General features: G+C 49.7%; 14 protein-coding genes and 3 pseudogenes. 7 read left to right on the top strand and 10 right to left on the bottom strand.

What is annotated here, in order from left to right; all coding sequences use genetic code 11:
* Positions 1-154: 154 nt before the first annotated feature.
* The 9 genes and pseudogenes from ACYIA1_RS02730 to ACYIA1_RS02690 form a co-directional block, all read right to left on the bottom strand.
* Positions 155-418, bottom strand: a pseudogene (locus ACYIA1_RS02730) (IS66 family transposase); the annotation flags it as partial.
* Between the two features lie 24 nt (positions 419-442).
* Positions 443-699, bottom strand: a pseudogene (locus ACYIA1_RS02725) (IS66 family transposase); the annotation flags it as partial.
* Positions 700-898: 199 nt separating this feature from the next.
* Positions 899-1042: pseudogene (locus tag ACYIA1_RS02720) on the bottom strand (DUF3791 domain-containing protein); the annotation flags it as partial.
* Between the two features lie 83 nt (positions 1043-1125).
* Entirely contained in the window at positions 1126-2250 is a 1125-nt protein-coding gene (locus ACYIA1_RS02715; protein ID WP_122297363.1) for an MraY family glycosyltransferase, read from the bottom strand.
* A gap of 17 nt (positions 2251-2267) precedes the next feature.
* On the bottom strand, positions 2268-2411 hold the full coding sequence (locus ACYIA1_RS02710; protein ID WP_008774046.1) for a hypothetical protein: 144 nt from the start codon (positions 2409-2411) through the stop codon (positions 2268-2270).
* Positions 2412-2413: 2 nt separating this feature from the next.
* Positions 2414-2551, bottom strand: a complete 138-nt coding sequence (locus ACYIA1_RS02705; protein WP_172618146.1) for a hypothetical protein — start codon at positions 2549-2551, stop codon at positions 2414-2416.
* 14 nt (positions 2552-2565) lie between these two features.
* Complete coding sequence (locus ACYIA1_RS02700) at positions 2566-2967, bottom strand: hypothetical protein (protein WP_122297362.1); 402 nt, start codon at positions 2965-2967, stop codon at positions 2566-2568.
* A 53-nt stretch (positions 2968-3020) separates the two neighbouring features.
* The gene (locus ACYIA1_RS02695; RefSeq protein ID WP_122297361.1) at positions 3021-4142 is read right to left on the bottom strand and encodes a transcriptional regulator; all 1122 of its coding nucleotides are present in this window, start codon (positions 4140-4142) and stop codon (positions 3021-3023) included.
* A gap of 516 nt (positions 4143-4658) precedes the next feature.
* Entirely contained in the window at positions 4659-5591 is a 933-nt protein-coding gene (locus ACYIA1_RS02690; protein ID WP_122297360.1) for a tyrosine-type recombinase/integrase, read from the bottom strand.
* A gap of 143 nt (positions 5592-5734) precedes the next feature.
* On the opposite strand from ACYIA1_RS02690, the gene ACYIA1_RS02685 reads away from it, so the two are divergent.
* Entirely contained in the window at positions 5735-6367 is a 633-nt protein-coding gene (locus ACYIA1_RS02685; protein WP_011965952.1) for a BT4734/BF3469 family protein, read from the top strand.
* A 27-nt stretch (positions 6368-6394) separates the two neighbouring features.
* Positions 6395-8200: a DUF3987 domain-containing protein gene (locus ACYIA1_RS02680; RefSeq protein WP_122297358.1), complete on the top strand. Its 1806-nt coding sequence runs from the start codon at positions 6395-6397 to the stop codon at positions 8198-8200.
* Between the two features lie 224 nt (positions 8201-8424).
* Here ACYIA1_RS02680 and ACYIA1_RS02675 read toward each other — a convergent pair whose 3' ends face one another.
* Positions 8425-8664, bottom strand: coding sequence for a DUF4248 domain-containing protein (locus tag ACYIA1_RS02675; RefSeq protein WP_034527861.1), 240 nt, complete (start codon positions 8662-8664; stop codon positions 8425-8427).
* Positions 8665-8891: 227 nt separating this feature from the next.
* Between ACYIA1_RS02675 and ACYIA1_RS02670 the strand changes: the two genes are divergently transcribed.
* The 5 genes from ACYIA1_RS02670 (at position 8892) to ACYIA1_RS02650 (ending at position 11846) form a co-directional block, all read left to right on the top strand.
* Entirely contained in the window at positions 8892-9389 is a 498-nt protein-coding gene (locus ACYIA1_RS02670) for an HU family DNA-binding protein (protein ID WP_005865971.1), read from the top strand.
* Between the two features lie 10 nt (positions 9390-9399).
* Positions 9400-9588, top strand: coding sequence for a hypothetical protein (locus tag ACYIA1_RS02665; RefSeq protein ID WP_480336309.1), 189 nt, complete (start codon positions 9400-9402; stop codon positions 9586-9588).
* Positions 9589-9647: 59 nt separating this feature from the next.
* Positions 9648-10091, top strand: coding sequence for an N-acetylmuramoyl-L-alanine amidase (locus tag ACYIA1_RS02660; protein WP_480334299.1), 444 nt, complete (start codon positions 9648-9650; stop codon positions 10089-10091).
* 91 nt (positions 10092-10182) lie between these two features.
* The gene (locus ACYIA1_RS02655) at positions 10183-11226 is read left to right on the top strand and encodes an AAA family ATPase (RefSeq protein ID WP_480334297.1); all 1044 of its coding nucleotides are present in this window, start codon (positions 10183-10185) and stop codon (positions 11224-11226) included.
* Entirely contained in the window at positions 11223-11846 is a 624-nt protein-coding gene (locus tag ACYIA1_RS02650) for a DUF3226 domain-containing protein (protein ID WP_480334295.1), read from the top strand. The genes ACYIA1_RS02655 and ACYIA1_RS02650 overlap by 4 nt, the downstream gene beginning before the upstream one ends.
* The last annotated feature ends 1 nt before the right edge of the window (position 11847 follow it).

Raw genomic sequence — 11847 nt, 5'->3', positions numbered from 1 at the left:
GAGGATGAACTTTTGATTATTTTTAAATTTAACGATTTATAATGTATTATATAGCCATTGACGTTACATCATCCTAGCACCGTCGCTTCTTTATCTCGGGAGGTTTCAAGTGTTTCAGGATACATTCTGCCTCTATCTTATACAACTCTCCTATTTACTGGACAAACCATTCCGCATCCGCGTCCTTGTTCGCCTCAAAGGTCATGGCAAACTTATTGCGTACATGCGCCCAACAGAGTATGAACTCACAGTGAGGGGTCACCTCCGCCAAGTGCTTGTAAACCACATAGCCATCAGACTGTATGCTCCCGAGGAAACTTCCCAAGAATGTCTCTATGGGACGGCTGCCGCAGCTGTCATCCTCCTCGTTGTCATAGAAGAAATAAGTGACATTCTCCAATTTATTCACCAAGGCCCATACATACTTCTTATAATAATGACCCTACTTGGTCGCGTCTCCCCCATTGGCTAATGAGATCTTAGCGGGGATTAAGTTCTGATAATCCCTACAGCCATTAAAGATTTTATGGAAAAATGTCCCGATGAATACCCAGGCTGAACTCCCTTGTAACTTCACGGTTCCTATCACGCTATGATAAGTGGTAGCCATTTCAGCCCACCATCACTTCCATAATGTAGAGCGGTGTTTCGCCGGGTGGTCAACTTACAGATCGCTCATTCCGCTAAATTATTATCTAACAGTGCCGTTCAATTTGAATTCGAATAGATAAATATAGTTTGCTGTTTTAACAACAGCATCGGCACAACCTTTAGCGCAGATCAAACTACTCACTGCCTGTCCCCAAGTTCCCTCAATAAATCATTTAAAATATAATCGTCACTCATCAAATGAAGTCCATACTTGCTATCATGCAACATAGAATAAGTGCGCATATCATAGAAGATGACGACGCACCAATCCGACCTTTTCCAAACGTCTACGCATTTCCATCGGAGAGATACTCATTTCCTTGGCGGAGGCTTCTATGGCCATCACCGCAAAATGGATCTTATCTCCTATTTCTGCTTGTCGAGTATCCATGAGTCTTATATTTATCCTTCTTTATCTACAAATAAAATCACATTTACGATTTCCCCACACCTATCCCGATAATAATTCTTCACTTACCGCAGTTGTTCGCTCTCTTTCCGTTCCCGATTACGCTTAATCAGCCCATTCAAGCCTACATGCAATATACTCCAGCAAAAGAGGTTTAAGAAAAACAAATAGGTTATGTCAACACGCCATGCCAACGAGCTATTAAGCAGGATAAAGAAAGCGGAAATCGCAATGATACAAACCATCACTATCCGCACCCGCATCCCCGTGCGCAACAACTTATGATGAAAGTGATTCTTATCCGGCAAAAACGGATTCTTGTGCTCACGCAGGCGATGCAAGACCACACGGATCACGTCCAGCAGCGGAACCAGTACCGTAGAGAAAGCGATCACCATGTACGGGTTGGACAATGTCGGAGAGACCTCGTTCGTCACGCTCATGTGGATGATCAGGAAGCTGATCACGTAGCCCAGCGTAAGGCTGCCGGCATCCCCCATGAAAAGCTTATGTCCACGGTTGGCGTTACCGAACACGTTGTAGCACCAAAAGGGCATAAGGATACCCAGCGTACAGATCGCCAACAAGGCGTAAACATACTGCCCACGAAGAAAGAATATCACGCTCAAGACCGACAAGGCGATACAACACAGGCCCGAGGCCAGGCCGTCGATACCATCAATCAAGTTAATGGCATTTGTTATATATACCACGATAAACACCGTAAACGGCACCCCTACCCAAACCGGCACCGAGTAAATACCGAACAAGCCACCAAACGAGTCGAACCAGTTGCCGGATAGCACCAGCAGCAACGCAGCGGCGATCTGCACGGCGAACTTATAGCGGTAGCCTACACCGACCAGATCGTCGCAAACACCCACCAGATAAAGCAGCGTCATGCCCACGAACAGGAACAGGTACTCATAAAGCATATTGAATGACAAGCTCGAGGTGTCCATATCCCAAAAGTACAGACGAAAACCGATCACCAAGAACATCGACATCAGGATCACCGGAAAAAAGGACAGCCCACCCAGACGGGGAACCGGCATCGTATGTACCTTACGGGCGTCCGGGACATCATAGAGCCGTTTCTTATGGGAAATCACCAAGATCCTCGGGATGATCACCATGCCGAGCGATACGGCAAACAGGAAACCGAATAATAGAAACAAAGATGTTTGCATGATCCTAACGTATAAGATTAATTCTTTCCTCCATCCATCTTCCCCCGCATGTAAGCGATATACCGCTCCACGGCCTCGTGGGCCAGCCGGCGGAAACGATCCTCGTCATCCAGATGTTCCCAAAGGAGGTCCAACAGACGGACATAGATGCTGAAATGCATGTCTATACCTTTTTTAAAGCGTTATAGGTACTGCCGCCCATACCTCCGGTTACGCAGACGATGGATTTGGTCAGCTTGGTGACTTTCAGCAGCGTGTCGATGTAATCACCCAGACGGGGAAAGGATTGTTGTCGGTACATATGTGATAATCGTATTAATTTCTCTGAAATCCGTACGTGTGGGGATACGGCAGTCCCGATACCTCCCGGTCGTGCCACAACCGGTAATCTTCCGCAGGGAAAACGGGGACGGTCAATCGCTTATAATCCGGCTCGTCGATCCGCAAGATATGCTTGCGGGCGTACGAACGCAGCGAGCGATCCGTTACGGACACCATCACGACCGGAAACGGATACCCGAACAGGCGCATCGGCGTGGTCTCGCTGTCCGGGAACGCACGGCGTAACTGATAGGCCGAACGCTCGAAGGCGACCCAGTAAGGCCCCGTACAATACAAGTGCATGGAGGTATGGTTCGCACGCTCGCGCCCCATGATCTCGCACAAATGGTCGTTCAGCAACGCCACCAAACGAACGCCGGAAGGAAGGGTAGACATCAAATTTGAATTATGAATTTTGGATTATGATTTAAACTGTCAACTGCCACTTCTCAACTGTCAACCGATTCGTGGCCCAGCCATCTATCATAGTCGCCCAGCCGGCGGATCAAGGATAATTTACTTTTCTTAGGCGAGAGATCGACTTGCCAAGGATCCACTAGCTCGTGTGCCATGCGACGGTAGAGAGCGTTATCCGTACAGCCGTACAAGGTGACCAGCAACAGGGCACGGGATTGCGGTGCTTTCACGACAGGCAATAAGCCGCGCATCGTGTCGTGCAAGCGAACGAAAGCCTCCTCATCGCCCGACAGCTTATAGGTCGGGAGGAGCAACGCGCACAGCTTGCAGCGCATCACGTCTGTCTCCGCACGCAAAGAGGCATACCCCCGCAGTACCTCGCCGGCCAATCGTCGATCCTCCTCGCAGACACTGCCGGAAGCATGGTAACGTCCCAAGGCCTCGTGCAGGCCCTCCGACAGGCGGTCGTTGTCCAGATGGGTATAAACGTGCTTGCTCTTCGCGTTCAACTCGATCAACTCGTACTCACCCGCCTTCACCTCGAACAAGGGTACCCACATGCAATCCAGTATGCGCGCCATCACCTCCTTATGACCGCCGCCCGGCTGGATCACCACCTCGGCCTCCATCCCGGTAAAATAACCGGATGTTATGCGTACCCGATCCCCCTTCAACAAGCGGGTACTCTCCGGCACGTACACCGGAAGCTCGTTGGAGTAAGCCTCCGCCACCCAGCGCAAATTCGCCATCTCCTGATCCAAGAGGTGCGGGAAATAGGTCGTACTCCCGGAAGAGACACGGGGAAGGAAATTATACAAGGGGAGTGCCTGCTTCATGCGGAAGATTTCCTCTACCGAAGAACGGATAAACACGTAGTTGAACAGCAAAGGTCGCCTCGTGTTGACCAGCTTGCCACCCACCTTTCGTACCTCCACGTACGAGGGGGCGAAATACTCGAAAAGAGTCTCTCCCCGACGTTCCCGCCGGGAAAGCTCCACGTCCAAGCCTTTGGAGGGACTGATCCGGTCACGCCGTCCACCCGCGGCGGTAGGAAGCGTGAGCACGTACCAGCGCACGGCTTTCAAGTCATGACGCTTGCCGGCCTGTGTCAAGCCCCCCTTCGGGCGATCGTTTCTCAAAATACGCGTCGGCATGATTCTCTTTTCCCTAAGATATACGAGGAGTTCCCCTCTGATTAAACGACAATTCAAAGCCCTGCCAAGCGTACCCTATTTACGCCTAACACACAGCACTTTAAGTTTTCAAATATGGCATTTCTGAAAATTACCATACCTAGTGAATATTTAGCTACTCGGGAAGTAGCGTAAAAGGAGGTGAAAATTACCCAGCTGTAGAGACGGAGCGTGCTCCGTCTCCCATCGTCTGACGGTAATTTAAATACCATTTTGAGGAGATGAGACGGGGCACGCCCCGTCTCTACAGGGATACACACACAGGTTATGAGGCATGGTGGAATGATACCGGGAACAAGAGGTCGTTTCACCCGCGTCACCATGTCTATACGTTTAGGATAAAATGGGAAAATCAAAGAATCGAGAGGATCAAACGCCTACAATGAGTAAACAAGCGGATCTATTCGCTTGTTTTTAGTTATTTTTTACTATATTCGCGGCATGAAAGAATACGCTACTTCCCGAGTAGCCAATCTCTTACCCTACCTCGGATACCGGTTTATACACGCTCTCGAAGCAAGCCCGGTTCACCGCCGACAGACGTTCCAAGGAAAAGCTCTTCAAGTAAATTTGCGTGGTCTTGATAGACGTATGCCCCAACAGCTCACTGATCATCTCGATCGGTACGTCCTGTTCCTTCAAGGTCGTGGCGAAAGAGTGACGGATCGTGTACGAGGTGACCGGCTCACCCACACCACAAGTCTCCGCCAGCGACCTCAAGGCGCGGTTAAAGCGCAGCAAGGCGCCGTTGTATTCCGCATAGGCCGCCTCACCCGTTTTCTTCCCGCTCAGAAACGGGAACAGGTAAGGCGAGTCCTTGTCCGTGCAAACCGCCAACTCATCCAACAAGAGCCGTACATCGGCCGGGATCTCCACCCGGATGAAAGACCCGCTCTTCTGACGGTGGTACGACAAGACCCCGTCCTTGACATTCTCTTTCCGCAAATGGGCGAAATCCACGAACGCCATCCCGCTGAACGAGAACATCAGGCAAAAACACAGCTGGGTTCTCCGCATCTCCGGCTCAACTCTCGGAGTCCCCATCAACGAACGCAAGCTATCCAGAGGCAACGCCTTCTTCCGCTTGCTCTCCACGCCTGTAAACACCCCCTTGAACAGATTCGGGATATACGAAACCTCGCCAGCCTCCACCGCCAAGTTATAGATATGCCGGATTCGCCGCATATAGGTGGACACCGTATTGCGCATACAGCCCCGCTTCGACAGCCATGCCTGATAAAGCAAGAGCCTCTCTTTGTCTATATAGGCATAAGGGATTTCCTCCATCCCGCAAAAACACTTGAACGAGCGTAAAGCGTCCAGATAACTCTTCGCCGTGGAATAACGCCCCACCTCACGAAGGTGGGCTATATAAGCCAACATACCCCCCACCACGTCTTCTTTTTTCATATAAATCCTCCTTAAATCCTTGTTTATTCTGTTATCTTTTATTTAATCATGTCAACACCATTAACATTGGGACGAACTGTTCGTCCCGCACTTTATTTTATTAATCCGACCTTCACCGCCGTTAATCTTAAGAAAAAGAATACATGAAAAATGAATTTAAAATGTCCCTTTTCGCAGCCCCGATCTCACCGGTCAAAGATAGCCTAACGGGACGAGTATCACGACCGGCTACCGTATATCCCAGTCGAGAAGTCACCTTACAGGAGGTGGCCCGACTCATCACCGGCGATCCGGCCCTCGAACGCCTCACCCGGCAGCTCCGCCTCCCGCTTGAGACGGGTGACAAGGAACGATTCAGCGAGCTGAAACGGCAAACGCTACCGTATGTCACGCCTTGCGGGACTTTCTCCTACCGGAAAAGCGATCGGCTCCTAGCCCCGAGCGGATTGGTAGTAGTGGATGTAGACGGATTGGACTCTACCGCGGAGGCGGAAGCTCTCCGAAGACAGCTGTTCGACGATGCCTACCTATGCCCCGCTCTCTGCTTCATCAGCCCGAGCGAACGAGGCGTAAAGGCTTTCGTCCCCTATCCGGAACATCCCGGAAACGAGACACCCGCCTATATCTCCGAGCATATCCTAGGCGTAATGAACTACGTGGAATATGTGTATGGCGACGGAGAGACGCGAGGCTCCCAGAAAGTAGACCCGAGCGGCAAAGACATCGTCCGCTCCTGTTTCCTATGTCATGATCCCAACGCACTCTTTAGGATTTGAAATCATAACTCATAAATCATAAATTACATGTCAGACAGTTTATCCCGCTTAGTAGAAGCGGTTCGTTCGGCGGGTGTAGATATCGCCCCCGGATATTGTGAATACGTACGCTTGGCGTTTGCCATCGCCAACGATTGCGGCGAGGCAGGACGAGAAGGTTTCATCGCCCTGTGTTCCCTATCGGTGAAGTTTAACCGGGAGAAGGCCGAACGACTTTTCTCCAACTCCTTGAAAAAGGGAGACCACAGGATACACCTCGGTACGGCCTTCCACTTGGCCGAACTGGCGGGCGTACGCTTGGAGCCTCCAAGCCGCCCCCGCAATACGCACGCAAGTAATGCAAGTAATGCAAATAATGCAGCACCTGTTTCCCACACACGTGCGTGCGATAATAATGTAGAGACCGAGATCGAGGAGCAGGTCGATCCGTTCACCCACCTGCCCTTCTTCCCCGAGGGGCATGAGTGGCCCCGGATGTTGCGGCAGATCATGGCGTTCGGACAGAGCCGGGAGCAACGGGATGTACTCCTTCTGGGCGGGCTCACCACCTTGGGCGCCTCGCTCGCCCAGACGCTGCGGTTCCTATATGGAGGCAAATGGTTCTTCTCCAGTTTGCAAACCTTCGTCGTCGCTCCCCCCGCCTCCGGAAAAGGCGTGCTCGCGTGGACGCGAATGCTCGTGCAACCGATCCACGACGAGATCCGGGCGACCGTGGCGGAGGAGATGAAAAGGTATAAGAAAGAGATGACCTCCTTCAATTCCTTGGGACGGGAAAAGGCGAAAGCCGAGGAGCCGGAAATGCCTCTCAACCGTATGTTTATATTCTCCGGCAACAACACCGGTACCGGTATCTTGCAGAATATCATCGACTCGGGCGGCGTGGGGATCATCTGCGAGACCGAGGCGGACATGGTCAGCAACTCCATCGCCTCGGATTATGGCCATTGGAGCGAGGTGATCCGCAGCTCGTTCGATCACGACCCACTCAGTTACAACCGGCGGACAGACCGGGAGTATCGGGAGCTGCGGCACTCACACCTGTCGGTATTGATAAGCGGAACACCCGGGCAGGTGAAGCCGCTGATCCCTTCCAGCGAGAACGGATTGTTCTCCCGGCAAATGTTCTATTATATGCCCCGTGTACTTCACTGGATCAACCAGTTCAGCCTACAGCGGACCGACACGTCGCTGGAGTTCCAGAAATTGGGCAAGGACTGGATCGCTCACTTGAGAGAGATCCAGAAACTGGGGGTGATCTCGCTTCGCTTGACCGACGCGCAAATCGTCTCCTTCAACGAGGTGTTCCAAACCTTGTTCGAGCGCTCCCGGAAGGGCACCGGCAACGAGATGAACAGCTCCGTCGTACGGATGGCCATCAATATCGGACGTATCCTGTCGATCGTCGCCCTATTGCGAATAACAGGGGAATGCGAGGAGGCGGGAGACTTCGCCGCCAGCCTGCGCAAGTCGCCCCGGCTCACGCCAGACCCGCAGACCTGCGCCGACAACATCAAGGACGGGATCATCACCCGCTGGGATCTCTCCATCCAAGAGGATGATTTCCAAGCGGTCCTTTCCTTGGCCGAGCCTATGTACCTACACGCCGTACACATACTCTCGTTCCTTCCCGCCAACGAGGTGAAGAACCGGGGCATGGCCGACCAAGAACGTCTCTTCATCGCCTTGGATACGGATTTCACCTATCAATCCCTCTTGGAAGAAGCCGAGAAGCTGAAGATACCCAAAAACACCGCATGCAGTTGCTTGCAACGTTGGCAGAAACAGGGAATCGTCCGAAAGGGAGAAAAACGAGGGGATTATAAGAAAACATAATCCCTCTTCCTCCTCTTCTTTTAAGTATGTACGCACGTGTGTGGGAAAACAGGTACTGCACTACTTGCATTATTTGCATTACTCGCACGCCCCACACGTACACCGGCATCGCCTCACGCCTACGCCCGTACAGGGCCACGCCGATATACGTGTGGGCTAACGTCAATATACGCATGAAGCGATGCCGATATACGCATGCGAAAGCGAACGTGGAAGATCCTCGTTCAAGGACGGCCCAAATAGCGAAAGATCAGTTCCACTTGCAGGGAGGTGAAAATCCGTTGCCGGTTTTGGTAGCCTGTCTCATCCAGCTCATGGCTGAGCTTCTGATGATGCCGGACCCATCCCGCCAAGCGGTTGAGGGCGGAACACGGACTGATATCGGGAGCATAGGCCATGGCCAACTCCCGTTTGCTATAAGGGCGCACCGGCCACTCATCCAGATATTCGTTGTTTGTTTGCATAAAATAGGTGTTTTTCAATTCATTTACAGGAATAAAGATACTGAAAAAGTACGAATCCGGCAACGATCCGATCCACTAATATTCATCTTTTATCACCTTATATACCCCGATTTCACACCGCCTCTACGAGACTCATTCCGGAGGAAACCGGAAGTCGTACATTCGTAATCGAAAACAGATCGATCCCATTTTCAATTATCAATTATCAATTTTTAATTATTAAAACTATGGCATTAAATTACAGTGTGGCCCTTCGGCCCAACCCTTTGAAGAAAGACGAGCCGGCGAAAGCGTACGCCACGGCACAGGTCAATGGAGAGCTGTCGCTCAAGCAACTGAGTCGCCGGGTATCCATGCAAACCACCGTCAGCCGTGCGGACGTGGTAGCGGTATTGATCTCCACCGTCGAGAACCTGCTCGATGCCCTCCAAGAGGGAAAGCAGGTGGATTTCGGCGATTTAGGCAAATTCCGTCTACAGATACTCAACGAGGGGGCGGAGAGTCTTGAGAAATTCACATCTACAAACATCACCGGTGTCAACATCCAGTATATACCGGGTGAGGACCTGAAGAACATCTTCGCCGGACTGGAGTTCCAGCCGGTGGCCAGTCGCAAGGCTCAGCAAGCCGTGCTTCGTGCGGAGAAGGCTGGGGAGACCTCTGTCGATATCAGCAAGAAGCCCGCTTCCGGAGGGGACGACTCGGAATCGCCTGACGAGATCTAGCGTGTCACTTTTGGCTTGCACCCAATCGGTATGTCACTTTTGGCTTGACCCAAAAGTAACCAAAAGGTCAAGGCTGACGCTGACGGGCTACTTCGAGACCTGCGCTCGCTGTCGCATCCCAACTCGCTACGCTCAAACAGGGATGCTCCGGGCGCTCGCTACGGTCTCTCCGCTTCACGCCCGTCCGCTGAGGCCTTGAACTTTTGGTTACTTTTCTTTCAAGAGAAAAGTAACACACAAACTAAAAAAAGAATAAAAATGAAACAATATTGCTTTTACCAGAATTACAGGGAGGTTCGCCTCCTTGTAATTCATTGCAGCGCAACACGCTACGACCGGGATTTTCCAGTGGAAGCGCTTCGAGGCGCACATAAGGATCGTGGGTTCGCCGACATCGGCTATCATTACTATATCACCCGGGATGGCGAGCTGCACCGCTGCCGGCCGGAGAACCAGATCGGGGCACACGCCTCGGGCTGGAACGATCACAGTCTGGGTATTTGCTACGAGGGCGGATTGGATGAGCGAGGTCTTCCCGCTGATACCCGCACCTACGCCCAGCGTTGTACCCTGCTCGATCTCTTGCGGCAGCTACACCGTGATTACCCTTCGGCACGTATCTTAGGACATTATCAACTCAGCACCAACATTCGCAAGGCTTGCCCCTGCTTCGACGCGGAGAAAGAATATCAACTATTTTGAAGACGTATTGTATTGTTTTCCATAAAATGTAACTATATTTGTAGATATATACGCAGTTTGGAAAGTAAGTACTGGCTAAAATCAACTATTAATGGATAAAAAATTCAACGAAATAGAAATTTCCAACTTCAGGGGCTTCGATTCTATAAAAATAGACCGATTGTCTGGATTGAATGTATTTGTTGGCGCTAATAATGTAGGTAAGAGTACTATATTAGAAGCCGTTTTCATGTTGGTAGGTATGGCCAATCCGATAATGCCCATGCGGGTAAATTACTGGAGAACACAGACTAATTCCGATATGGACAGCTTGAAATACCTGTTTCATAATATTGATTTTAACAATCAGCCTCTGTTAAAGGCAAAAACCGGAACTTCTGTACGAAGACTCACTTTCTCTCCCTTTTTTCGAAATACGACCGAAGCCTCTTCCAGTGACATCTCTTTAAAATCAACTGTCAAACAATTGAATTTTGATTTTGATGTGCAGGAAAAAGATGACTTCTCGTATCATACTGCCTTATTCGTCGGTGTGGACGGAACCCTTCAACAAACGCTAGATGCCACTTATAAGGAGGATTTGAATTGCTTGTTCATCCCTGTGGACAAAAATGACAATAACGCATCCAGTAATTTTGCGACATTGGTAAAAAGGAACAAGAAGCAGGTTGTCATTGATGCTTTGAAAGAGTTTGATCCGGATATAGAATCCATAGAAGCTTTACCGGATGGATTATATCTTGCCATGAAAGGATTGCACGAACTCCTGCCTATCAGCATGGCAGGCGATGGAGTAAGGCGCATGATTAATATCATGGCCACTATCGCCAGCGAGGATTACCACATTGTCATGATTGACGAATTCGACAACGGCCTTCATTATACCACCCACAAACTGATGTGGAGGGTTTTGCTGAAATTCATAGAAAAGCATAATATACAGCTGTTTGTAACTACACATAACTTGGAGTGCCTGCAAAGTCTTGAGTCTGTCATGCAAGATGACGAAAACCTTCGTGAACTTGCCAATGTTTACAATATCGCAAAGACTAAGCAGGCTGGTTTTCAAGCTTACAGATATTCCTTTGAAGGATTGAAAGAGGCGATTGACAATGAAATAGAAATCAGGCGATGAAAGAACTTTTTAAGATTTTCGTTGAAGGAGACGCCGATAAGCGATTTATTTCACAGCTATTGGAATTTTTATTTAAGACTTCTATCGATCAGGGTAATATTATCAAAACATCCGGTTGGAATTGTCTCGTTTCTCCTAAAACAGAAGAAGTTTATGTGAATCAGATGAACAGAACTTCGGCAGATGGCGGTGTTAACCTTGTAATCTTTGATGCTGATGCTGATTTTGAAGACAGGAAGAAGAAATTAATCTTGTGGAAAGAACGCTGTCATGTGGATTTCGAGTTATTCCTATTTCCAAACAATAAAGATACAGGAGAATTGGAAGATTTGTTAGAAAAGATAATCAATCCAAAAAATCAACCTGTCATGGATTGTTGGACCAGCTATGAGGAAGCATTGAAACAGGTAGTATTGCCTTGGAGAGAAGATACCCCTCTTACACTTCCTGCGAAAAAGACAAAGATATATGCCTATCTGGAGGTATTATTAGGGACCTCTAAAACACAGAAGGAAAAAATAAAGGAACCTAATAGGGAATATAGGAATAAATACCATTGGGACCTTGATGCGGATACGCTAAATAATTTAGTTGTTTTTTTAAAGGAACATTTATCATAAA

The sequence above is a fragment of the Parabacteroides sp. KHUB-02 genome (assembly GCF_056640955.1).
The sequence above is the reverse complement of the archived record's forward strand: the minus strand, read 5'-3'. Positions and strand labels throughout refer to the sequence as shown.